Origin of the sequence: Rufibacter tibetensis (assembly GCF_001310085.1) — a bacterium.
GTDB lineage: Bacteria > Bacteroidota > Bacteroidia > Cytophagales > Hymenobacteraceae > Nibribacter > Nibribacter tibetensis.
The window spans coordinates 4,971,235-4,994,316 of the sequence record NZ_CP012643.1; the positions used below are offsets into that span (position 1 = coordinate 4,971,235).

The 23,082-nt window shown below is 46.0% G+C and carries 19 protein-coding genes; 4 read left to right on the forward strand and 15 right to left on the reverse strand.

Going from position 1 to position 23,082, the window contains the following annotated elements:
* Positions 1 to 28: 28 nt before the first annotated feature.
* From DC20_RS20580 to DC20_RS20595, 4 genes are all read right to left on the reverse strand, one after another.
* A complete protein-coding gene (locus DC20_RS20580) occupies positions 29 to 2,233 on the reverse strand; it encodes a glycoside hydrolase family 97 protein (protein WP_062545575.1) in 2,205 nt (734 codons plus the stop codon).
* Positions 2,234 to 2,500: 267 nt separating this feature from the next.
* On the reverse strand, positions 2,501 to 3,523 hold the full coding sequence (locus DC20_RS20585; protein ID WP_062545576.1) for a SusE domain-containing protein: 1,023 nt from the start codon (positions 3,521 to 3,523) through the stop codon (positions 2,501 to 2,503).
* A gap of 29 nt (positions 3,524 to 3,552) precedes the next feature.
* Positions 3,553 to 5,136, reverse strand: coding sequence for a RagB/SusD family nutrient uptake outer membrane protein (locus tag DC20_RS20590; protein ID WP_062545577.1), 1,584 nt, complete (start codon positions 5,134 to 5,136; stop codon positions 3,553 to 3,555).
* A gap of 24 nt (positions 5,137 to 5,160) precedes the next feature.
* Complete coding sequence (locus DC20_RS20595; protein WP_245652257.1) at positions 5,161 to 8,184, reverse strand: SusC/RagA family TonB-linked outer membrane protein; 3,024 nt, start codon at positions 8,182 to 8,184, stop codon at positions 5,161 to 5,163.
* Positions 8,185 to 8,527: 343 nt separating this feature from the next.
* Between DC20_RS20595 and DC20_RS20600 the strand changes: the two genes are divergently transcribed.
* Positions 8,528 to 9,577, forward strand: a complete 1,050-nt coding sequence (locus DC20_RS20600) for a LacI family DNA-binding transcriptional regulator (protein ID WP_062545579.1) — start codon at positions 8,528 to 8,530, stop codon at positions 9,575 to 9,577.
* Between the two features lie 181 nt (positions 9,578 to 9,758).
* Here the strand turns inward: DC20_RS20600 and DC20_RS20605 are convergent, their stop codons facing one another.
* From DC20_RS20605 to DC20_RS20630, 6 genes are all read right to left on the reverse strand, one after another.
* Entirely contained in the window at positions 9,759 to 10,181 is a 423-nt protein-coding gene (locus DC20_RS20605) for a GNAT family N-acetyltransferase (RefSeq protein ID WP_218918719.1), read from the reverse strand.
* Positions 10,171 to 11,883 carry a gliding motility-associated ABC transporter substrate-binding protein GldG gene (gldG, locus tag DC20_RS20610; RefSeq protein WP_062545580.1) on the reverse strand — a complete coding sequence of 571 codons (1,713 nt, stop codon included), beginning with the start codon at positions 11,881 to 11,883 and terminating at the stop codon, positions 10,171 to 10,173. The genes DC20_RS20605 and gldG overlap by 11 nt, the downstream gene beginning before the upstream one ends.
* Complete coding sequence (gene gldF, locus DC20_RS20615; protein WP_062545581.1) at positions 11,877 to 12,605, reverse strand: gliding motility-associated ABC transporter permease subunit GldF; 729 nt, start codon at positions 12,603 to 12,605, stop codon at positions 11,877 to 11,879. Before gldF ends, gldG begins: the two co-directional genes overlap by 7 nt.
* Positions 12,606 to 12,826: 221 nt before the next feature.
* Positions 12,827 to 13,747: a gliding motility-associated ABC transporter ATP-binding subunit GldA gene (gldA, locus tag DC20_RS20620; RefSeq protein ID WP_062545582.1), complete on the reverse strand. Its 921-nt coding sequence runs from the start codon at positions 13,745 to 13,747 to the stop codon at positions 12,827 to 12,829.
* Between the two features lie 9 nt (positions 13,748 to 13,756).
* A complete protein-coding gene (locus DC20_RS20625; protein ID WP_062545583.1) occupies positions 13,757 to 14,473 on the reverse strand; it encodes an SDR family oxidoreductase in 717 nt (238 codons plus the stop codon).
* Between the two features lie 235 nt (positions 14,474 to 14,708).
* Positions 14,709 to 15,416: an SDR family NAD(P)-dependent oxidoreductase gene (locus DC20_RS20630; RefSeq protein ID WP_062545584.1), complete on the reverse strand. Its 708-nt coding sequence runs from the start codon at positions 15,414 to 15,416 to the stop codon at positions 14,709 to 14,711.
* A gap of 109 nt (positions 15,417 to 15,525) precedes the next feature.
* Between DC20_RS20630 and DC20_RS20635 the strand changes: the two genes are divergently transcribed.
* Positions 15,526 to 16,254 (forward strand): MlaE family ABC transporter permease, encoded by a 729-nt coding sequence (locus DC20_RS20635; protein WP_062545585.1) that lies wholly within the window; start codon positions 15,526 to 15,528, stop codon positions 16,252 to 16,254.
* A 42-nt stretch (positions 16,255 to 16,296) separates the two neighbouring features.
* On the forward strand, positions 16,297 to 17,106 hold the full coding sequence (locus tag DC20_RS20640; protein ID WP_062545586.1) for an ABC transporter ATP-binding protein: 810 nt from the start codon (positions 16,297 to 16,299) through the stop codon (positions 17,104 to 17,106).
* Between the two features lie 178 nt (positions 17,107 to 17,284).
* On the opposite strand, the gene DC20_RS20645 is transcribed toward DC20_RS20640, so the two are convergent.
* From DC20_RS20645 to DC20_RS20660, 4 genes are all read right to left on the reverse strand, one after another.
* On the reverse strand, positions 17,285 to 18,586 hold the full coding sequence (locus DC20_RS20645) for a NupC/NupG family nucleoside CNT transporter (protein WP_062545587.1): 1,302 nt from the start codon (positions 18,584 to 18,586) through the stop codon (positions 17,285 to 17,287).
* 95 nt (positions 18,587 to 18,681) lie between these two features.
* Positions 18,682 to 19,293, reverse strand: coding sequence for a bifunctional nuclease family protein (locus DC20_RS20650; RefSeq protein ID WP_062545588.1), 612 nt, complete (start codon positions 19,291 to 19,293; stop codon positions 18,682 to 18,684).
* Positions 19,294 to 19,303: 10 nt separating this feature from the next.
* A complete protein-coding gene (locus DC20_RS20655) occupies positions 19,304 to 20,278 on the reverse strand; it encodes an electron transfer flavoprotein subunit alpha/FixB family protein (RefSeq protein WP_062545589.1) in 975 nt (324 codons plus the stop codon).
* Positions 20,279 to 20,280: 2 nt separating this feature from the next.
* Positions 20,281 to 21,018, reverse strand: a complete 738-nt coding sequence (locus DC20_RS20660; RefSeq protein WP_062545590.1) for an electron transfer flavoprotein subunit beta/FixA family protein — start codon at positions 21,016 to 21,018, stop codon at positions 20,281 to 20,283.
* A 62-nt stretch (positions 21,019 to 21,080) separates the two neighbouring features.
* Here DC20_RS20660 and DC20_RS20665 point away from each other — a divergent pair, with 62 nt between their 5' ends.
* On the forward strand, positions 21,081 to 21,419 hold the full coding sequence (locus DC20_RS20665) for a hypothetical protein (protein WP_062545591.1): 339 nt from the start codon (positions 21,081 to 21,083) through the stop codon (positions 21,417 to 21,419).
* A gap of 727 nt (positions 21,420 to 22,146) precedes the next feature.
* Here the strand turns inward: DC20_RS20665 and DC20_RS20675 are convergent.
* Complete coding sequence (locus DC20_RS20675; protein WP_245652258.1) at positions 22,147 to 23,001, reverse strand: HAEPLYID family protein; 855 nt, start codon at positions 22,999 to 23,001, stop codon at positions 22,147 to 22,149.
* Between the last annotated feature and the right edge of the window lie 81 nt (positions 23,002 to 23,082).

Here is a 23,082-nt window from a genome sequence, read left to right on the forward strand (position 1 = left end):
ACAGAGGTAAAACTATGGCGTTGGTAGCTTACAGACGCTGCAAACCTTTGGTCTGGTTTTTTTCAGCCTCCACGAAGCTAATGGCGTACCCTCCACCGGGCGCTACCATTTGCGACAGCTTAGACTTGTTGGTCACCACTACTTTCCGGATGTTGTAAGCTTGCGGATTTGTTTTGTAATGGGCGTCCTTCGCATCAGAGTAGATTGTAGCGATGTAGGTTTTGCCTTTGTCCAGGAAGTCAAATTTGATGTTGGAAGTACGGGTGTTGTTGCCCCCAACGCTCCCCAGGAACCATTGGGCTGTTCCTTTGGCTTTCCGGGCCACTGTGATGTACTCTCCGGGTTCAGCTTCCAGGTAACGACTGTCATCCCAATCTACGGCCACGTCTTTGATGAACTGGAAGGCATCTGGGAAGCGGTCATAGTTCTCAGGTAAATCAGCAGCCATCTGCAGCGGGCTGTACATGGTCAGGTACAAGGCCAATTGGTTGGCAATGGTGCTGTTCACGTGCGATTTGTTGTCAGGATTCAGCTTGCTCAGATCCATCTCGAAGATACCCGGCGTATAATCCATCGGACCACCAATGAGGCGGGTAAAAGGAATTACCGTCACGTGGTTTGGCTTAGAGCCCCCGAACGACTGGTACTCCGTTCCACGGGCAGACTCGTTCCCGATCAGGTTAGGCCAGGTGCGGGCGATACCAGTGGGGCGAACCGCTTCGTGGGCGTTTACCATAATCTTGTAATCGGCCGCTTTTTCAAGGGCATACTGGTAATGGTTCACAATCCACTGGCTGTAGTGGTTCTCCCCCCTTGGCAGGATGTCGCCTACATAACCGCTTTTCACGGCATCATAGCCGTTATCTTTCATAAATTGGTACGCCTTGTCCATGTGGCGCTCGTAATTACGCACCGAGGAAGAGGTCTCGTGATGCATGATCATCTTCACGCCTTTTGAGTTGGCGTACTCACGAATTCCCTTTACATCGAAATCCGGGTACGGGGTCACGAAATCAAACACGTAGTCTTTGGAGTTCCCGAACCAGTCTTCCCAGCCTATGTTCCAGCCTTCCACCAGAACTCCGTCAAAGCCGTGCTTGGCTGCAAAGTCAATGTACTTTTTCACGTTTGCAGTATTGGCGCCGTGGGTGCCGTTTGGTTTAGCTTTAGAGTAATCACTAATGCCCAATTGCACTGATGGATAGTCATTGGTGTAAGACCAGGTGCTCTTGCCAGTGATCATCTCCCACCAGACCCCAACATACTTCACCGGCTTTATCCAGGAAGTGTCCTTGATCTTGCTGGGCTCGTTTAGGTTGTAGGTCATCTTAGAAGCCAGAATGTCGCGGGCATCATCGCTCACGATGACTGTACGCCAAGGGGTGCTACGTGGGGCCTGCATGTAGCCTTTGTCGCCAACGGCATCAGGCGTAAGCCAGGATTCGAACACAAAGTTCTTGTCATCCAGGTTGAGGTGCATGACCGGGTAGTCAAGCAGGGCGGCCTCGTGCAGGTTGATGTACAGACCATCCGCTGATTTCATCATCAAAGAAGTTTGCACCCCAGTTGGAGAGAAAGGCGTCTGGGAGATATTGGCAGTTACCGCTTTGGCCATAATGTCCCTGATCTCTGACAGTCTGGAGGTGGTGTAATCATACTCCTGCGTGTCATAGTCACCGGCAATCCAGTAAGCAGTGTGGTCACCGGCCATGGCGAACTGCGTTTTCTCATCCTTTATGACAAAGTAGGTCAGATTCTTCTGGGTGGGAAACTCGTAGCGGAAACCTAAACCATCATCAAACAACCTGAAGCGCACCACCATCTGCCGGCCTGTGCCCTTTTGATTAAGCGTCACGGCTAATTCATTGTAGTTGTTCCGAATGGTTTTCACTTCCCCCCACACCGGGTTCCAGGTTTCATTGAAAGAAGCGGTTTTGGCATCTGCTACCGTGAAGTTATTGTGGAGGGAACCTTGAAGGTTTGTGGCCTTTTGTTCCATGTTGGCATCGGAGCCACCAGAGGCTAAGTCTGCGGCTTTGGTCTTCAGTTCGAACCCAAGTTTACTGGGTTTGATGACGGGCTTGCCTTTGTACGTTAAGCTATAAGTGGGCGAGCCGTCATTCTGCAGGGCAAATCTCATGGTGAGCTTCCCGTTTGGGGATTTCAGGTCCTGGGCATTTGCCGCACCCAAACAGGAAAGCAACACACATGCTATTATTAGTAATTTGTTCATGTTCAATCAAGGGTTTATAAGGGGATTTGACATAACTAGAAGGAAAGTAGAAAGGCATATTTGAAAGTGTAAGACCTTTCCGCTTTGCCTGGCGTACATCTGGGTCAATGCTGACCGAATGTTCAGGTTGCTGATTTTAGAGGAAGAAGGGTTTCAAGGCTCATTCTTATGCCATGATCTTCACACCTAAGACATTTAAAATGAAGGAGGCTACCCCAGAGTTAAATTGGAATAGCCTCCTTGGCATTATGTGAGCTTTACCTACTCCTATAATTTAGTTAAAGTGTAGGTGTTGGTAGCAAGGCTGAAGGTTATTCTGTAGTTACCAGCAGAAGGAACCGTGATGTTGTCACCATTTGAAACCAACGTGCCATTAGACCCACCGTAGTTTGTTCCCCAGTCATCATTCAGACGGAACTTGATGGCTCCTGCTTTTAGGTTTGTGGTAAGTGACCATGTTTGAGTGCCGTTGTTGTACATCATGTCAGTATCAGCACCCCAACCGCCGGCAGTGGCATCACCAATTACTCCAAAGCTATACTTAGCAGCAGTTAAGGTGTTCTCGTTCAGGTTTAGTGTTAAACGGTACATACCAGCTGTTGGCACAGACAAATCCCCGCCTGAGGTACTAACTTTTCCTCCTCCGGCATCACCATACGCTACATCCCACTTCTTGGCAGGAGTAATCTTAAACTTAGTGTTACCTTCTGTAAAGTTGATCACACCTGTGTAGATGTTGTTGCTGGTAGGTGAAATCAAGCTGTCTGCTGTAGATGGGTTCCAACCTTGGTAAGCTCCAGGTACATACACAAAAGAAATCAATGCATAAGGGTTTACGGTCATGCTCACCACATTTGAATATACCGGAGCTATGGCTTCAGTACCGGCTACTTGTGATTTCACCCGCGTCTCAATAATTGAGTTTCTACCTGTTGGCAAATTCAGAGACAACATTAAAGCATTGAACTCTAAAACAGTATAGCTCTTAGAAACATCACTTGCGCCTAAAACAACTTCTTTAGGGTTGGCAAAGTTTGTACCGGCTACTGCAAACTGAAGAGTATTGGTGATAGCGGCATCAAAACCAAAATCAGCTTTTGTCCAGGTGAAATTTACCGCCTGGTTTCTTTCATTGGCTTTTTGAAGCGTCAATGTGTTGGCAGAAGCTGTGAAAGCGGCTCCTTTTCCCTGGGTATTGGCGATGATCCTTTCCTCATCCTTCTCACAAGAGGAGAAAAAGAAAAGCAACAGACCAAGCAGGCCGATATTTTTAATTAAAGATGTTTTCATTTTGTCTTCTTTTAAGTTCTGAATACAGATTAATACCCTGGGTTTTGTTTCAGGTTAGGGTTAGAGATAAGATCTGTTGCCGGGATAGGGAACAATCTATAAGTATCGCTAACCGCTCTTCCTGCCTTCACACCACCTTTCCAAGGCCACAGGTATGCGCCGGAAGTAAACCTTCCGTAACGGATCAAGTCTGTACGACGGTGTCCTTCCCAATACAGCTCACGGCCTCTTTCATCAAGGATGAAGTCAGTGGAGATACTGGTGACGTTACCAGAAGCATTACCATAGGCCCGGGTACGAAGTGCATTCACATAACCAATGGCCGTATTCATGTTTCCACCAGAACCACCTCTTAAAACAGCTTCAGCATAAATCAGGTGCATTTCAGCTAATCTGAATAATGGGAAGTCAGTAGAAGTCCAGGTACCATTAGCAGAAGGTGCGGTACTTCCGGTAGATGTTACGTTTCTGTACTTGGTCACTTTTGGTCCCTCTGAGAAAGCAGATGGATCATCCATTTCCAATTTGTCTACAAAGAACATGGCGCGCTTATCTGTGTTTCCGCTATAATCCTGGAACAACAAAGGCAGATTCTTAGTAGCACGCACTCCACCCCAACCACCATTCGGAACGCCAAATGCACCAGGGTTCATGGCAGCATTGATAGAAGCATTAATCAAATACGTAGTGCCTCCCCAGTTTTGGGTTCTTACGCCATCATAGTTGATTGGCAGAATAGTCTCTGTGTTGTTTACATTATTATCAGCCAGGAACAGGTGGCGGTAGTTGCTTTTCAGGCTATACCCAGAATTAATCACCTTGCTTGAATAAGTAATAGCTTCTGTATAACGGGGAGTGCCCGTGTACACTTCAGCGTTCAAATACAACCGGGCCAACAAAGCCTGAACAGCAGCCTGATCAGCACGTCCATACTCATTCTGACGTGAAGCAACCATTAATGGCTCAATGGCCAGCAACTCAGATTCAATGTATTTGAATAACTCTGCCCGGGGAATTTGCGGTGGGAGGTATTTACCAATTGGATCATTCTCTGTGATAAAAGGAGGATTACCAAACAGATCCATAGCCACCCAGTACTGGTAAGCCCTTAAAAAACGAGCCTCGGCCTGGTACTTCTTGATATTCTCTGCATCTACTCCAGTAATACCCCTCTCGCCTATTTTGGCATCAGAAGACTCCCTGATGAACTCATTGGCCATGGTAATCTGGAAGAAGATACGGTTGTACAAACCAGTCAACATCACGTTGCTGGCTGTCCAGTTCATGTTATGAAAATCCTGCAACCCTGGGTCATTCCAAACAATGTGGGCTTCATCTGTAGTAAGCTCCTGTGAATTCCAGTATAAGCGCAGGAAGTCTGAAGTACCTGCATCAATACCACCTAAATCAGAAGCACCAGGACCACCGCTACCAGTTAAGGCAAAGGCACCATATACTTTCGCTATCACTTGCTTGTACCCTTCTGGGGTTCCATAAGCTATGGCAGATGTTGTCGCATTGGTGGGTGACAAATCCAGGTCTTCATGACAGGATGTAAGACAGCCCAGAAATATGGCTGAAATCCCTGTTGCTTTTATAAAAAACTTTCTCATTTCTTTATCAAGTTTGATGTTGGATTAGAAACCAAGATTTAGGCCTACTACAAAGGTTCTGGGTCTCATATAAAAGTTGTTGTCAATACCACTGTTGATTTCAGGATCAACGCCAGTGTATTTGGTTACAGTGAATACATTCTGGCAAGTAAGACTTAATCGCAGATTAGCTGCATTGAAAACTTTACCGGCATTGTACCCTAGCGTTAGGTTATCCATACGCAGGAAAGACGCGTTTTCTATGTAATAATCAGATTGGTACTGGTTATTTACGAAGTTGCTGTTATAGAAGGAAGTGGTGCTATTGCCTAGGAATCCTGCAGGGTTCAAGATGTTACGAGAAACACCCAGATTTGCAGAGATGTTGTTGTACATGTAATTTCCCAAATAAGCCCGCATAATGGTGCTCAGATTCCATTTCTTATAATCAACTTGGGTATTGAACCCTAAGGTTACTAAAGGAGACGGCGCTTTATAACGGTATTGATCACTAAAATTGATAACACCATCTTTGTTCAAATCAGCATACACACCTTCTAATGGAGTTCCGTTTTCATCATATACTTGTTTGTATACAAAGAAAGAGTAGGTGCGGTATCCAACTGAGTTGATTTGAATGCTTTGACCTGTTGCCCCTGAAATTCCTCCTGCTGGGTTACCTACAAAGGAAGAATCTTCATTAGCAGTTAATTTTGTGATTTTGTTTTCGTTAGCAGTCAGGTTGAACCCGATACTCCAATTTAAATCTTCTTTTTGTACCGGAACAGCATTAATACTGAATTCTAAACCTCGGTTCTCTATGTTACCTATGTTGGTAAGCAGGAGATTACTAAAGTTAGAGCCCACCGGAACAGAAATCACACTTAAAAGGTCCTTAGTCTTCTTTTTATAGATATCAAAAGAACCATTGATACGGTTATTGAAGAAACCATAATCAATACCTAAGTTAGAAGTAGCGGTTTGTTCCCATTTGATACCAGCATCATATTCCTCAGGGGTATACATATAATAGAAGTTGTTCCCAAGCTGGTATTGGGAAGCTTCTGCGCTTAAGTTATATATTGCTTGGTAACCATAATTTGGTCCAATATTCTCCTGTCCTGTCTCACCATAACTTGCTCTAAGTTTCAAATCATTTAAAACTTCCACAGTCTTCAGGAAAGGTTCTTCTTTGATTTTCCAGGCAACAGAAGCAGAAGGGAACAACCCCCATCTTACATCTGGAGAGAAGCGTGAAGATCCATCAGTCCGTACTGTACCCGTGAAGGTATACTTATCTTTGAAAGTATAGATTAAACGACCATAGTAGGAAATCAAAGTGTTTTCAGGAATATCAAACTCAAACAGTGGTGTGCTTCCTTCAATCACCTCACGGTTAGCATTGTAGCTAGGGAAGAAATAGTTTTTTGTTCTGTTATTATAGTACCCGTAACCAGCAGTGGCATTCACATTACTTTGAATACCTGTCAGATCTTTGGTATAGTTCATATAGAACTCCAACACTTTGTTGTTTACCCGCTGCAAGTAGTTGTTGTTTACACCAGCAGTGGTGAAACTTTGAGCTGCCTCAGCAGGCACAAACACTGTCCCCTGCCCTTTGGCAATATCATATCCTAAGTTCAGGTTAGCATGAAGCGCTGGCAGGAAGTGGAAGCTGTAGTCGATCTGAGCATTTCCAAAACTTCTTTGTACCTCACTTCTGTCATTTCTTTGCTCCAGTAAAGCAACCGGGTTTCTGGCCGCATTAGGGTTTAACTGAACTTTGCCATCGGCATCACGCGTTACCCACTCAAAGTAATTTCCAAACTGGTTTTCTGCTCTAACCGGTTGGGTTGGGTCAAAAGCAACAGCTGCCCCAATAGCACCTTGGTTTGCGAAGCGGGTATTGGTTACAGAACCCTTCACGTTTAAATCAACTTTCAGGTGATCATCCAACAAGTGCGGTGTAAGGCTAATCGCAGCAGATTTACGCTGAAACTTGTCTGTGCGCAGCACACCTTCCTGGTTTAGGTAACCAGCAGAAATACGGTAAGGTAGGTTTTTCAAAGCACCGGAAAGGCTCAGGTTGTTATCAGTACCAGTGGCAGTCTGGTAGATTTCATCTTGCCAGTTTGTGTTGGCTGTTCCTAAAAGAGCTTTTTGAGCGGCGGTTCCGTTTTCGTTCACATACGCTCTAAACTCTTCAGCACCTAATACATCTACTTTCTTAGTTACATTAGAAACAATGTATTGGGAATTGAAATTAACAGTTGGCTTACCACTCTGTCCTTTTTTAGTAGTGATCAACACTACTCCATTAGATGCTCTTGAGCCGTAAATAGCTGTAGCTGAAGCATCTTTCAAAATGGTCATAGATTCAATGTCGTTCGGGTTAATCAAACTCAGAGGGTTAGTTGATCCCGAGATACCATTTCCTGTTAACGGAACACCATCCACTACAAATAGAGGATCATTGCTGGCAGATAAAGAGGCACCTCCCCTGATTCTTATAGTACTACCTGAACCTGGCTGACCACCGTTAGAGGTAATCGTCACCCCAGCTACCTTACCAGTGATTAACTGCTCAGGCGTGGTTACGTTTCCCTGCTGGAAATCTTCTGATCCTACTGTTGAGATGGCACCGGAGAGATCTTCTCTTCTCTGAGTACCATATCCAATTACCACAACCTCATCTAACGCTCTGGCATCAGTTAAAAGGTTAACGTTGTAGGTAGACTGTGCTCCTACGGGAACCTCTTGGGTAACATACCCAATGTAAGAGAACACCAAAGTACCGGTATTGCCAGTAACAGGAAGAGAGAATTGTCCATTCACATCAGTGGCGGTGGCAGTGGTAGTACCTTTCAACACCACAGACACCCCAATAAGCGGAGAAGCCCCATCACCAGTAACGGTACCTGAAATTGTTCTTTGTTGGGCAAACGCCTGCCCGGCGCCTACTAGAAGAAAGGCTACCAACAGCAACAAAGAGGAAGCAGCCCTCTTCCATTGCCCCATGGAATGCCAGCTCTTTTTAGTGGGCTGATTGCTAGGTAATAAGTTAGTCATAAATGAAGGATTTAGGTGTTTGTTTAAAAACTTTGAGAAGTAGGATTCCAGCAAAGCAGTGAAATCAATTTACATTTTCATAAAATTTGAGGATTACGAAATCGATTTCCTTAGCGATTTAGGAATTTTAAACGATAAGTCAAAGAAAACGGCCGTACAAATGAAGAACATTTTTTGAAATTTCATCAAGAAAAGTTTCCATTAAACCAGCCTTTTAAAAAAAAGCACCTTTTGTACCCCTGTTTTTAAAATTTGTTTAATTAGATTTGTTTCAAATCCACCTTATAGCCAAGAAGGTGGTACATTTTCCCCCTAGTTCTAAATTAAGAAATCGATATTTTCTATGGCCAGAACTACTATTCATGATATAGCCAGAGAGCTAAACACTAGTTCTTCTACAGTGTCAAAAGCCCTGAACGACCACCCTTCTATTAGTGCGGCTACGAAAGAATTAATCAAAGCAGCTGCCCAGAACCTGAACTACCGGCAGAACCGTCTTGCTTCTTCCCTCAGGTCAGGCAGAACCAACATCATAGGCATCCTTATTCCCAGTTCAGAAATTGGCTTCTTTGGAGGGGTAGTACACGGCATTGAGAAAATAGCCAGAAGCAACGGGTATAATATCCTTCTCTTCCAATCCAGTGACACGGGTGAATATGAGGTTGAAGGAGTAGAAACCTTACTTCAAACCAGCGTAGATGGCATCATTGCCTCTATTGCGAAAGACACTCCTACCCTGGACCACTTCTTTGATGTAAAGAAACGCAAGGTGCCTCTGATATTATTTGACCGGGTCAAAGATGAACTGAACTCCCCTTCTGTGGTGGTAGACGACTACAAAGGGGCCTTCATGGCTACTGAACACCTTATACAGCAGGGGTACACTAATATTGCGCATATCTCTGGTCCGCAGCACATCAAGATCTTTAATGACCGGTTGTGTGGGTACGTAGATGCTCTTAAGATGAACAACCTGCCTGTAAACGATGACCTTATCCAATACGGCAGAAACTCCATAGAATCGGGTCGGTTTAGCGCTGAACGCCTTTTGGGCCGCAACAAAGACATGGATGCCATCTTTGCGGTAGAAGACTTTACTGCTTTAGGTGCCTTACAGTACCTGAAGCAGAACGGAATTAAAATGCCAGAGAAGATTGGAATGATTGGATTCGGAAATGAGTCTTTCAGCCCTTATGTGACACCTAGTCTTTCTACTATTGACCAGCAACCTGCCCGCATGGGAGAAGAAGCTTTTAACTTGTTCTTAGAAGCCATGGCCAAGAAAACAGCAGGAAATAATGGTTCTGCTGTTGAAGAGGTAGAAGAAGAACCCAAAAAGATAGTCTTAGAACCTGTTTTGATTGTAAGAGAATCTTCTGTCAAAAACGGGTAATTCATATCAAATAATAAAGAGCCCCGTTTCAGGACTGATTTTATATATCAGTCCTGAAACGGGGCTCTTTATTATTACAAAGGATTAAGTACTTATTTACCTCTATTCTTTTAGTGTGGTTTTCTGAAAGCACCCTTAGAACTCTCTTAGACTTGGTTTTTAATCTCTGCTTCAGACCAGTTTATTTATAGAAGTGCTTCTCCATTCTTACATAGGCAATGCCACTCCTAATGAACTTCTCGCCTTGCACCTGCATTCCTGCTTTCAAATAAAAGGCACAAGCTGAAGTTCGGGCATGGCACCAAATAGAAGAAACTTGGTGCGTGAAGGCAAAATCCAGCACATGCTGTAACAGCTTCTGGCCATAGCCTTGCCCCTGAAAGGGAACCAGCGTGCAGAACTTCCTGAATTGCGCATGGTTCACTTCTATGAAAAGCGAGATCACTGATACCAATTCTTGGTTCACGAACAACCCGAAGTGAAAACCTGCTTTATCGTCAGGCAACTGAACAAACGTTAAAGGTTTTTCGGGCCACATTACCTGTTGGCGTAAGGGCCAGGTCTGGGCAGCAGAGATCTTTCTGATCTCTATACTACCGAGCATATTTCCGTTTCCGGAGCCAGAATTTGACCACTCCAAATCCCAATAACAATATGAGCGGAAGACCCAGGTTAATGGCTTGCCATTTGGTTCTTTCCTCTCGCAACTTGGCTTTGTCTAACGGCCGCAGTTTTATTTCTTTTCCGCGCAACTCAATAAGCCCTTTTTCATCCAGCAGGTAATCGGCTACGTTCTTCAGCAACTCCTTATTGGCGAACCTAGAACGAGTGAAGCGGTCAAAACCAAGCTCTAAAGGGCGACCAGAGCGTGGGTCTACCTCATTCGCGGCTAAGTCACCATCTGAGAACACCACCACCTGAGAAGCTTTTCCCTCCGCCTGAAAAGGAATAGTAGAACCCTCAGGCACCGGACGGTTTTTGAAAACAGACTGGAACTTCCCTTCCAGTAAATACCCAATAGGTATGGCGCTCTGGCTAAACAGCTTAGGGTCACGGTCCACTCGTGGATCATTCAAAGAAATGGAAACCGGCGAATCGCGTTTACGGGAATACTGTGATGTCCAGAGCAAAGGTGATTTTTTGATTCCTACTGCTTTTACCGTGTCTATAGAACTTACAAACTTGGTTTGTACTGCATCCAAATTCCGGGTCATAGGCAACTGACTGAAATTGCTGATCAGTGGATAAAAGCGCCAGGGTACCAATTGCGTTTGCGGCTGATTGCCCATGTATCCCGTCACCATGGGGATAAAGCTGGCATTTAGGTCCTGCACCAGGTCTGGGTTTACCCGTACTCCGTACCGGAACATCATATCCTGCAGGTTCAAATCATAAGGGAACGCCAAAAAGCCATTCTCTTTGACACTATCCAGTGAAGCCCGTACTCCGTCTAACATGAACAACAACTTACCGCCTCTGATCAGGAACTGGTCTATCTTGTACTTGTCCTGTTCATTGAAAGGCTGGGTAGGCTTCATGAGCACCACCAGGTTGAAGTTGTTCAGGTCTGGCACTTCAGAAAGGGGCACCCGGTTTACGGTGTAATATTCTGAAAGCGTACCCAAAAAGTCAGCGGCCTGCGGAAGCCACAACTCACCATGCCCCTGCAATATTCCAATTCGCCCTGCACTGGTGGACGCTACTTTTCTGATGGCAGAGGCTAGCTCGTACTCCAATCCTTCTATGGACTGGTTCAGGCGTTCCTCAGGCGGAGCTGCCTGGCTGCCTTTCAGCAGGATAGCGGCGGTTTCCTTTGTTCCCGCAGAAACGAGCGCTCCCGGAAAAACGATTTTCTCTACTTTCTTATCACCTTCTTGCGCAAACAAATTGGTTGGCTGCAGGCCTTTCTGGGCCAGTTGGGTGTAGAACTGATTCCGAGCCTGCTCATTGGTATTGGTATTGGGGTCAATGAACTGGTACTGCACGTTTCCGTCTGAGTACAACCGGAACTCCTCTAGCATTTCACGGGTGCTGTTCTGCAGTCTCCTGAAACCGGCCGGGAACTCCCCTTCCAGGTACACAGTCACGTTCACCGGCTCTTTCAGGTCCTCCAGCAGGTTCTTGGTTTGATCAGAAATGGTGTAGCGTTGGTCCTCAGTAAGGTCAATGCGGAAGAAGTACCGGTTGGCAACAAAATTGAGCACCAACAGCAAGCCTACGGCTACCAGGAAAAAAGTCCAGTCATACCGACGGCGGCTTTCTACCACGGGCTTATTGGTCTCTTGATTTAAGGACTGCTCTACCATTTTCTGCTCTCCAATACAAGTTTAGTCCCTAACAGCATAATGGTAATCACACTCAGGAAATACAGCACATCACGGGAATCAATCAACCCTTTGCTGATGGAGCTGTAGTGATAAGAAATACCCAACTGCGCGATGTAATAAGAAGCGGTTCCCCAAGCGTCAATAGAAGCCAGCAGGTCAAACCCAGTGTACACCAGGTAACACAAAAACACTGCTAAAATAAAGGCGACAATCTGGTTCTCTGTTAAGGACGAGGCGAAGATTCCCATGGCCACAAACACCGCGGCCAGAAACACCAACCCTAAATACGAACCAGCCACCGCCGCCGAATCAATGTTACCCACCGGATCACCTAATTGGTAAACGCTCACATAGTACAGCAAAGAAGGAAGCAGCGCGAACAGCACCAACAATAGGCAGGCAAAGTACTTACCCAACAGCAGTTGGGTATCTGACAAAGGCCTGGTGAGTAACAACTCCATGGTTCCCCCCTTCCGCTCTTCGGCGAAAGTGCGCATGGTAATAGCTGGTATAAGAAAAAGGAAAAGCCAGGGAGCTAACAGGAAAACGGATTGCAGATCGGCGTAGCCGTAGTCCAGCACGCTACTATCTGGGAACACCCACATAAACAAGCCCGTGGCTACCAGAAAAACCCCGATGACGATATAGCCAATCAGGGAATTGAGGTAAGAATTAAACTCTTTTGATAGTATGGCAAACATATGATTGGGATACAAGTATCAAGACACAAGTATCAGGACTTTTATTCTGGTTGTAGTTGATGTTTAGATATTAACTGTTACACTCTCGTTTTAAGGATGTTTTCAAAGAACAAGGACCAAAGCAACTAGTTTAAATGAGGTTATTGAAGCAAGTTTTTCTATCTGTGCTAACTCCTTCTTTTTAGCCTCATTTTTCAAAAATAAGCCTGAAACAGAAATGCTTACTTGGCAGCTTTAGTAAGGTCCTGGAAAAGTTTTTCCAACGAATTCTCCTCCTGCTGCAGTCCCACCAAAGGCCAGCCTCTTTCACCGGCCATCCGGAAAATAGCTGACCTAAGGTCTGTGGAAGCGGCGGCAATAATGCGGTACTTCAAAAGTCCGGCGGGTTCTATTCTCTCCACCCCCGCTAAGGTCAATAGCGGCTCTGGGTTTACTTCGGCTTCAAACTCCGCCAGGATTCTGGTTTCCTTGCGGCCCATGTTCCTTAGTTCAGCTACAGGGCTATCGGCTACTAATTTTCCTTGGTTGATGATGAGCACCCGGTCACAAAGGGCACTTACTTCCTGCATGATGTGGGTTGAAAACAAAACCGTCTTCTGCTGGCCCACTTCTTTGATGAGTTGCCTGATCTCTACAATTTGGTTTGGGTCAAGGCCTGTGGTGGGTTCGTCTAAAATAAGGACCTGTGGATCATGAATGAGGGCCTGCGCCAATCCCACGCGTTGCCGGTATCCTTTAGACAAGGCTCCTATCTTTTTGTGGCGTTCGCGGGTGAGGCCGCACAAGTTGATCATCTCCTCGGTGCGGGCTTTCACCTGGCTGTTGCCTAACCCGTGCAGTTTCCCCACAAAGTGAAGGTACTCGCGCACGTACATATCCAGGTACAGGGGATTGTGCTCCGGCAGATAGCCTACCTGCCGGCGTACTTCTTTGGGCTCCTCCAGCACATCGTGTCCATTCACCAGTACCGTACCGCTGCTGGGCGGCAGATAGCAGGTGGCTATTTTCATGGTGGTGGATTTACCTGCACCGTTTGGTCCTAAAAATCCAACAATCTCACCGGTACCCACGGTAAACGACACGTGGTCTACGGCTGCCTGTGGCCCATATAATTTGGTCAGGTCTTTTATTTCAATTCCCATGCGTGCGGGTTAGGCTTTCTTTTTCTCTGGACGGCCCTTGGGCATGAGCGGACGAACCTCAATGTCCACGTGGTGGTAATTAGGCGGCGATTGAAGCACGTGCAGAATGGTAGAGGCAATGTCCTCGGGTTGCATCATGTTTTCTGGTGCCGTGCCGGTTCCTTCAAAACCGTCAAAGAAGCTGGTTGCGGTAGAACCAGGATAGATACAGGTTACTTTGATGCCGTGCGGCCGAACTTCTTTAAACAAGGAGTGCGAGATTCCGCGTACCGCAAATTTGGTAGCGCAATAGCCGCTCATGTTTTCTATGCCATTTAAACCAGCAATGGAAGAGATGTTGATGATATGGCCTTCCAGTTGTTTTTTCATCTGAGGCAACACCAAACGGGTGCAGTAAAAGATACCGTTCACGTTGGTGTCCATCATCTTGTGCCAGTCTCTGGGGCTCATGGTGTCAATAGCTCCCTGAATTCCCAGACCAGCGTTATTGATCAACACAGAAATATTCTGGCGCAGGCGCTCAACCGTTTGCTCATATGCCGTTAGAACGGAATGCTCATGGCGCACATCGCACTCAAAAAAATAGAAATCTTTGTGTGATATTTTTGGACGGGAACGGCTCCAACTTACTACAGTGGCTCCCTGTTCTAACAACTGCTTGGCGGCAGCCAGTCCAATTCCGCTGCTGGCACCGGTGATCACAACTACTTTTCCTTCGAGTTCCATATCTTAGAATTTGCTCAAATTTAAACAAATTAGTCTTTCAATTCACCCCTTTATCACTACTTGCATTTCATAAAAGTACAAGTAGTAATTTTCAGCTCCTTTCGGCTTTCCTCCTCAACCCTAAATTGTATTTAATATGCAAATACCACGTAGTTAGATTAGGGCCTTTTTCTGGAAAGGAAGACTTAAACCAGTCCTACTACTTTCAAGAGTTTTAAACGAAAAACCAGGTACTTTATATATCTCCCAACTGCGGCCGAAGCAGCAGTTCTTCAATTACTGTTTGCTTTGAAATGCAATGGGCGTTCCAGATGGCACTGGCTACATCTTCAGGGGTCATAAACCGGTCTTTCGGTAAGTCTACCCCTTCCCAACTCGCTGTGTAAGTGGCTCCGGGCAAAACAGCTGTTACCCGTATGTTGTATTCTTTCAATTCTTCGCGCAGCACACGGGTCATGCCATACAAAGCATGTTTGGCTATGCAGTAAGAACCGCCGTTGGTATAGGCGGTAATGCTGGCCGTAGAACAGATAGTATAGATATGGCCATCGCGGCGCCTGATCATGTCATTTACCAAGCCTTTGGTCAGGTCATACGCGCTGTAGAGATTGGTATTGATCATTTCCCGCAGTACCGTTTCGCTTTCCTCATGAATTTTACCTGGTATAAAGAAACCGGCGTTGTTCACCAGTACATCAACCTTCACTTTTAAGGAGTGGATGTAGTCCAGAAAGCGGCGTACCTCCCCTGGTTGGCTTACATCAGCGGCCAGGAAGAAGACCTTAGAAAAGGTGTATTTCTCTTCTATATCCAGCTTCAATTTGTTTAAGTCCTGCTGGTGGCGTGAGCAGGTGATGATGTGAAATCCTTCAGCCGCAAACCGGTCCACAATAGCCCGGCCAATGCCTTTGGTCCCACCCGTCACCACTATATATTTTTGCATGAGAATGATGTTTTTTCTTTTTTCAACGTAATATAGGCATTTGAAACCAAGATTGGCTTAAACTACGCCCTTTGCGGCTACTACGCAGTGACACCTTTCTACCTATTGCATGAAAACCTTTGGTGCATTTTTACTCTTTTTGTCTAGCCTTGTTAAAAGAGGTGAGTCTCCCAGGATCTTGTTCAACAGAACCATAGATGAAGCTATTTTAATAGGCATAGACTCTGTTTTCATTGTGGCGGTAGTCTCCACCTTTATTGGAGCGGTTACCTGCGTGCAGATTTCCTACAACCTGACCAACGCCTTAATCCCGAGGTCCACCATTGGGTTCATGGTGCGGGAGATGACCATTCTGGAACTGGCTCCTACTATCACGTCTATTGTGTTGGCCGGAAAAGTGGGCTCCAGCATTGCAGGGGGGCTTGGCACCATGCGCATCACAGAACAGGTAGACGCCCTGGAGGTGATGGGGATTAACTCCGCTTCTTATCTAGTTTTGCCTAAGATCATGGCTGCCTTCCTGGTGTTTCCTATGTTGGTAATCACCGCTATGTTTCTATCCATTTTAGGAGGTTTTTTCGCCGGAAGCTTATCAGGAGCCTTGTCTGGTCAGGAGTACATCACGGGTTTACGCTCTGATTTCATCCCCTGGAACATCACCTTCGCCTTAATAAAATCTTTGGTGTTTGCCTTTCTGGTATCCGCCATCTCTTCTTACCAAGGTTTTTTCACTGAGGGTGGTGCCCTGGAAGTAGGAAGAGCCAGTACTAAAGCTGTAACGAATAGCGTAATAGCTATTTTGATTGCAGACTTTGTCTGCGCACAGTTATTGCTTTAACGCAACATAGATTAAATGGCAGCCAAATTTGGTTGAATTCCCATGATAGAAATTCATAACATACATAAAACCTTCAACGGCGTTAAAGTACTGGACGGCATCAGCGGAAACTTTGAGTCCGGCAAGGTGAACATGCTGCTGGGAGCCAGCGGTACCGGGAAAAGTGTGCTTTTAAAATGCATTGTAGGGCTGGTGAAACCAGATGTGGGCAGCATCACCTATGACGGACGTATCTTCGCCAACAACAAACTGGACATCAAACAGGAAATCAGGCGCAAAATTGGGATGCTCTTCCAGGGAAGTGCCTTGTTTGACTCCATGACCGTGAATGAAAACGTGGAATTTCCGCTACGAATGCTTTCCCCTGATATGAGCAAAAACGAACGTAGAGAAAGGGTGGAATTTTGCTTAAAACGGGTTGGATTGGAAAAAGCCGGGGAGAAAATGCCTTCAGAACTAAGCGGCGGGATGAAGAAGCGCGTGGGTATTGCCCGGGCCATTGCCCCTAACTGCACCTACCTTTTCTGTGATGAACCAAACTCCGGCCTTGATCCCCTCACGGCCATTACCATTGATGAGCTCATCAAGGAAATTACGGAAGAATACAACATCACCACCATTGTAGTAACCCATGACATGAACTCCGTGCTGGAGTACGGTGACAATGTTATGTTCCTTTTCAAAGGCAAAAAGCTTTGGGAAGGCCACAGCAGTACCATCATGGACACGCAGGTGAAAGAACTGAACGACTTTATCTTCTCTAACCGCCTCATGCGTGATGCCAAAAAAGTGGAGCAGATTGAGGAAGAAGAAAAGCAGGAAGAGGAACAGAACCGGAACGAGAAGTCATAACAGTTTTAGTCTTCTTTTAAGAAAACTAGCTTAAAACCTGAGCATACCTAAATTAGGTATGCTGGTAAGGTAAGAGCAAAAGAGAACCAGCCCATCATAAACAAACTGCCCCTTTTTTTAGCCCTTCTTTGAAGAAACAGGCTAAAAAAAGGGGCAGTTTGTTTATGATTGAAATAGCTTACAATTCGAATAGAATCCCGGCAATGGTGGCTGTCATCATACATGCGATGGAGGCACCCAGCAACGCTCTCAACCCTAATTTAGAAAGGTTCCCCTGCTGGGAAGGAGCCATACCTCCAATGCCGCCAATCTGGATGGCAATAGAACTGAAGTTTGAAAAGCCACAAAGCGCATAGGTAGCCAGAATGATGGACTTTGGTGTTAAGGAATTCGCTTCCTTCATTTTGGCAAGGTCCAGGTAAGCAACGAATTCATTGACCGCTGTCTTCTGGCCTAACAAACTTCCCACCTGCAGGGTATCCTGCCACGGGCTACCCATCAAGAAAGCGAACACTCTGAAGATCTGGCCTAAGATATACTGGAAGTTCAATCCTTCAAAACGGCCATCGGTGGAGTCCACAATCATTTGATTTAAGCCAGTGGCTCCCCCAAGGCTCAACAACAGGTAGTTTAAAAGGGCAATTACCGCAATAAAGGCCAACAGCATACCACCCACGTTCAACGCCAACTTCAATCCATCGGCGGCGCCGGTAGACATGGCGTCAATAATGTTCACTCCCAAAGATTCCTTGTTTACCTGCAGCTTGGTGTTGATTTTGTCTTCCTCCGTTTCAGGTACCAGTATCTTCGCCATCACAATACCCGCCGGGGCATTCATGATGGAGGCAGTGAGTAAGTGGGCAGCAAAGATAGCCTGCTGGGCTGGGTCATTTCCTCCCAAAAAAGCCACGTAAGCCGCTAGTACTCCACCAGCCAACGTCGCCATTCCCCCGGTCATCAAGCACATTAACTCAGAACGGGTCATATTTTGGATGAAGGGACGCACCAGCAACGGAGCTTCCGTCTGGCCCAGGAAGATGTTTCCGGCCGCCGATAAACTTTCAGCCCCTGACAAGCGCATTCCTTTTGACATAATCCAGGCAATACCGTACACGATCTTCTGGAGCACGCCCAGATAGTACAATCCTGCGGTTACAGTAGAGAAGAAGATAATGGTGGGCAACACGTTGAAAGCGAAGATGTAACCGGTACCTGCTGGTGAACCTGGCTTGGCCAATTCTCCGAAGAGAAACTCAGCGCCTGCACTGGAAAACCCTAGCAGGGTCACAAATCCCTGGCTTACAATTTCAAAGCCTGCCTTTACAAAAGGAACTTCGGTGACCAGAACCCCGAAGATGATCTGAATCAGAACCCCCACTCCCACCAATTTCCAATTGATGGCTTTGCGGTTGGTAGAAAAAAGAATGGCAATTCCGATGAGGATAAAATAGCCGACAAGGCCTTGAAGCGCAGAGAACATAGAGGTGAAATATGAGCAAAATTAATCCAAAATCCGATTAAAAAGAAAAAGTCTCAGGCAAGGCCCAAGACTTTCTCTTTTTATATTGAAAATGCTTAATTCCGTTTGTTCAACTCGTCCCGGATCTTAGCGGCGCGTTCATAATCTTCTTTCTCCAAGGCATCGTTCAGCATGGTATTCAACTCCTCTACTGAAACTTCCTTCAGGTTGCCTTTACCGGCTCCAGAAGAAGAAGTACTCACGGAAGAAGAGGTTGGGATCTCATCTGTTTCTTCCTCGTCTTCGTCTTCCTCCATATCACTTAAGATAATACCGGCTTCAGACAAGACAGACTCAACCGTGTAAATAGGCACCCCAAAACGCAGGCCTATGGCAATGGCATCTGACGGACGGGCGTCCAGCTCAAATTCTTTTTCGCCGTCGGTGCACACAATCTTGGAGAAGAACACACCTTCTTTCAAATCCGAAATCATAATTTCCTGTACGCTCACCTCCATTTGCTGGGCAAAAGACTTAAACAAGTCATGGGTCAAGGGGCGCGTAGGATTAATCTTCTCAATCTGGATGGCTATGGACTGCGCCTCAAACATGCCTATGATGATAGGCAAACGGCGGCTTCCTTCCTTCTCGCCCAGAACTAAGGCGAAGGATCCAGATTGCGACTGGCTTGAGGACAAACCCAGAATCTCTAACTCTATTTTCTTCACAGTTTCTCTTCTATTTGTCTAAAGCTTTGGCGGCTTCTATCAATTTTGGTACAACCTCGGTGGCATCTCCCACAATGCCGTAATCTGCGGCTTTGAAGAAAGGGGCCTCCGGATCTTTATTGATAACGACAATTACTTTAGAAGAGTTAACCCCAGCCAGGTGTTGGATGGCTCCGGAGATGCCCACCCCAATATATAAGTTAGGGCTAACGGTGATCCCGGTTTGACCTACGTGCTCATGATGGGGTCTCCAACCTACGTCAGCAACTGGTTTAGAGCAGGCAGTGGCTGCACCCAATGCTTTGGCAAGATTCTCAATCAAATGCCAGTTTTCTGGCCCTTTCAGGCCTCTACCGCCCGAAACCACTACTTCAGCCTCAGTCAACAGGATGTCACCAGACTGCTTGATAGTTTCTTTAGGAGCTGTGGCGAAGTCTGCGTCAGACAAGTCTGCAGAGAAATTCTCAACCGTGGCAGTACCGCCAGCAGTTGTTTCAATCTCTACTGCATTCTTTTTAACGGCAATTATTTTTTTATCTGATGTTAATTCTACATCTGAAAATGCCTTGCCGGAGAAAACCCCACGGCGCACCGTGAACGAAGAACCGTTAATTTGTGGTAAAGAAACTACGTTAGTGGCTAAAGAACCACCCAACTTCACCGCTAAGCGAGATCCAATGGCGGCTCCAATATTGGAGTTAGAAAGGATGATGACGCTGGAGTTTTCCTGTTCTGCGGCTTTGGCTATCACTTTGACATAGGCACTTGGTACAAAATTGTGCAACCGGCTGTCATTGTCTAATAAAACTCTGGAAATTCCCTGCTCACCTAAGCTGGTGAGGGCATCTGCCTGCACATCGCCAATGGCAACGGCCGTGGCCGAGGTACCCGTGGCAGCGGCAACTTTGCTCCCGTACGAAGCTGCTTCCAGGGAAGACTTCTTCACTTCGCCGTTCGCGCATTCTATCACTACTAATACTGACATGCTTATAGAACTTTAGCTTCGTTACGTAATAATTTAATTAAGTCACCAGCGCTTTCAGCAGGAATAAGTTTTACGCCAGATTTGGCAGGCGGTAACTCATAGTTTTGTACACTGGTCTTAGCATCCTGCCCTACTGGATCCACTACTTTCAAAGGTTTGGTACGGGCAGTCATGATTCCACGCATGTTAGGGATACGAGGCTCAGCCATTGGCTGCTGGGCACTTACCACCAACGGCAGCGGCGCCTCAATAATCTCTTTTCCGCCTTCAATCTCGCGCTCCAACGTAGCAGTAGAACCGTTTACGTCTAATTTAATGGCAGGCGCAACGGTTGGTATACCTAATAACTCACCTACCATGCCGTGTACCTGGTAACCGTTATAGTCAATAGACTCGCGGCCCATTAAGATAAGGTCAAAGCCGCCTTCTTTGGCGTAGTAAGCAATCTGCTGAGATACCAGATAAGCATCGGTGGGTTTCAAATTAACTCTGATGGCGTCATCAGCCCCAATGGCTAAAGCTTTCCGGATGTTTGGCTCCGTATCAGCCTCACCTACGTTCAACACCGTTACCGATCCGCCATGGGCTTCTTTCAGCTCAATGGCACGGGTAAGGGCATATTCATCGTATGGGTTAATGACAAACTGTACACCAGCCGTGTTAAATGTCTTTCCGTCAGGTGAAAAGGTTATTTTGGTGGTAGTATCAGGAACGTTGCTAATGCAAACTAAGATCTTCATTTAACTTAGGGTTAGCTTTATTAAGTTAATTTTGTGGGCAATTTAAAAGAATAATTCATCAAATGGAAACGACCAACAGCAGATTGACGCAACTCCTGAGCTTCTATGAGGAAGACCCGAACGATCCGTTCACGCTTTACGCCCTAGCAATGGAATACCGTCCCACAGATACCGGTAAAGCACGCTTCTTCTATGAAAAACTGATGGCCGAACATCCGGAATATGTAGGTACCTACTACCATGCGGCTAGTCTCTATCTGCAGCTAGAGGAGCCTGAACTGGCACAACAGGCCTATCAGAAAGGCATGCAGGTTAGCCGGCAGTCTGGCCAACTCCACGCCTTCTCAGAATTGCAGCAGGCTTACAACAAGATGATGGGTTTAGATTACGAAGATGATTAAACAATAGTTTGCATGCATACCATCCTTGTGTTTTTCTGCTGTTTTCACAAAACTATTTGTATTCAGTTTAAAACTAACATTTGTAAGTTAGTAGAGCAATTAAATTGACAGGATTTTTAATTTAGATGTAGCTGCTCAAATATAAAACTTTTTGAAAAAGGGTAACTCTACTCGAATTTACAGGCAACTACCTTTTAAGAAGAGTTGCCTGTAAAAAAGATTGCTACACAATTCTGGTCCTATTAAAATCTTTACTTTGCTCTGCTTTGCACTGCTTCCCTCCTACTGCTTTGCTCAGGTATTGACCGATAGCACGAAGGCTCATGCGCCTCTTGAGACAGACCGTGCAGACCATACAGAGGCCTCAAGAGTGATACCAGTAGGTACCTTACAAGTGGAGAGCGGATTTTTGAAGCAAGTGCATCAGCACCTATGCCAGAAAACCACTGATTTTTTTTATCCTATTACATTGTTCAGGTTTGGCCAGCTTCAAAGGCTTGGATTAAGGTTGATCACCGAATACCACGAGTCCTCCTTCTCTGATGAAAGCGGTTCTGTTACTATGCGGGGCTTTAATGCCCCTCGGTCTTTCTGAAGATGCACCTGATTACTGCCTAAGTGCTGGTTTCAGTTTCAGGATACCCAGGTAAGAGCGAGGGCGCGTTTAGCAATCTTTTTTAGAAAACACTGTCTAAACGGGCCCTCTGCTCACTCAACCTATCATAAATCAGGATTTCTGACGGTGTTTATGGCTTGGTTCGTAGATGAGCCGCATAAAAGTGCTTAACCGCTCATTCTTTTTAGATATAGGCACCCCGGTGACCAACCCCAAGAGCAGGTTGTCCATGATGCTAAGCCGCATTTGGGGCCGCAGCACCGCTTCAAAAGAATTGCGCTCAGACACCATATTCGTTTCAAGCCCCACAAAATTGCGAGAATGCGGAAGCATATAATGCAGGTTCAGGTTGGTATGATACTGAAAGTTCCAATGGTTCTCTTTGAACTGCTGGTGCATCACGGGTCCCGTGTAAACCAATGCGTGCCATTTAGAGCTAAGTTGCTTCGCCCCTACCAGAAAGGGATTGTAGGAATTGCCTTGAAATACTCTGGAGGTGGAAATCTCATCAAAATCATGCAGTTCCAAAGCATTGATATACCCCACTGCCAGTGAGATCCGGCGCTTTCCAGACACTAGAAAGGTGTACTGGGCTGCCGTTTTAAGAGACTCCACCCGGTGGGCTGGCCGGTTGTCGGTAGATTCAAGGCGATTGGGCGAGTAGATGGAAACAGGAACTTCAACTTCCAGCCCCAACCTGTGCATTGGTGCCCATTCGTATTCCACCAGAAACTCGTACTCATCATACTTTAGCTTGTCTCGCAGCCCAAAGCCGATGTTCCACTCTTGTTCCCCTTTGTGGGCTCCTAAATCCCGGATTAAGTCAATATACAGGGGCTCAGCGTGGTGTAGCTTTAATGGCAGGCTATCATTTACCTGTTTTGTACTTTGAGCCCAGACGTAATTTTGAGCGAGGATCAGGTAAAAGGCAAATAGAAAACAAATATTTTTAAATACTTTCATCATAATAGGTATTGGTAAAGAATGACCAGTCCACCTCCAACATGCGGATGCATGCAGAGCCGGACGGCACTGAAATAAAGACAT

Bases quoted from the DNA above. Each gene is read 5' to 3' on its own strand.
- DC20_RS20580 (WP_062545575.1), bottom strand. From the start codon at position 2,233: ATGAACAAATTACTAATAATAGCATGTGTGTTGCTTTCCTGTTTGGGT.
- DC20_RS20585 (WP_062545576.1), bottom strand. From the start codon at position 3,523: ATGAAAACATCTTTAATTAAAAATATCGGCCTGCTTGGTCTGTTGCTT.
- DC20_RS20590 (WP_062545577.1), bottom strand. From the start codon at position 5,136: ATGAGAAAGTTTTTTATAAAAGCAACAGGGATTTCAGCCATATTTCTG.
- DC20_RS20595 (WP_245652257.1), bottom strand. From the start codon at position 8,184: ATGACTAACTTATTACCTAGCAATCAGCCCACTAAAAAGAGCTGGCAT.
- DC20_RS20600 (WP_062545579.1), top strand. From the start codon at position 8,528: ATGGCCAGAACTACTATTCATGATATAGCCAGAGAGCTAAACACTAGT.
- DC20_RS20605 (WP_218918719.1), bottom strand. From the start codon at position 10,181: ATGCTCGGTAGTATAGAGATCAGAAAGATCTCTGCTGCCCAGACCTGG.
- gldG (WP_062545580.1), bottom strand. From the start codon at position 11,883: ATGGTAGAGCAGTCCTTAAATCAAGAGACCAATAAGCCCGTGGTAGAA.
- gldF (WP_062545581.1), bottom strand. From the start codon at position 12,605: ATGTTTGCCATACTATCAAAAGAGTTTAATTCTTACCTCAATTCCCTG.
- gldA (WP_062545582.1), bottom strand. From the start codon at position 13,747: ATGGGAATTGAAATAAAAGACCTGACCAAATTATATGGGCCACAGGCA.
- DC20_RS20625 (WP_062545583.1), bottom strand. From the start codon at position 14,473: ATGGAACTCGAAGGAAAAGTAGTTGTGATCACCGGTGCCAGCAGCGGA.
- DC20_RS20630 (WP_062545584.1), bottom strand. From the start codon at position 15,416: ATGCAAAAATATATAGTGGTGACGGGTGGGACCAAAGGCATTGGCCGG.
- DC20_RS20635 (WP_062545585.1), top strand. From the start codon at position 15,526: ATGAAAACCTTTGGTGCATTTTTACTCTTTTTGTCTAGCCTTGTTAAA.
- DC20_RS20640 (WP_062545586.1), top strand. From the start codon at position 16,297: ATGATAGAAATTCATAACATACATAAAACCTTCAACGGCGTTAAAGTA.
- DC20_RS20645 (WP_062545587.1), bottom strand. From the start codon at position 18,586: ATGTTCTCTGCGCTTCAAGGCCTTGTCGGCTATTTTATCCTCATCGGA.
- DC20_RS20655 (WP_062545589.1), bottom strand. From the start codon at position 20,278: ATGTCAGTATTAGTAGTGATAGAATGCGCGAACGGCGAAGTGAAGAAG.
- DC20_RS20660 (WP_062545590.1), bottom strand. From the start codon at position 21,018: ATGAAGATCTTAGTTTGCATTAGCAACGTTCCTGATACTACCACCAAA.
- DC20_RS20665 (WP_062545591.1), top strand. From the start codon at position 21,081: ATGGAAACGACCAACAGCAGATTGACGCAACTCCTGAGCTTCTATGAG.
- DC20_RS20675 (WP_245652258.1), bottom strand. From the start codon at position 23,001: ATGATGAAAGTATTTAAAAATATTTGTTTTCTATTTGCCTTTTACCTG.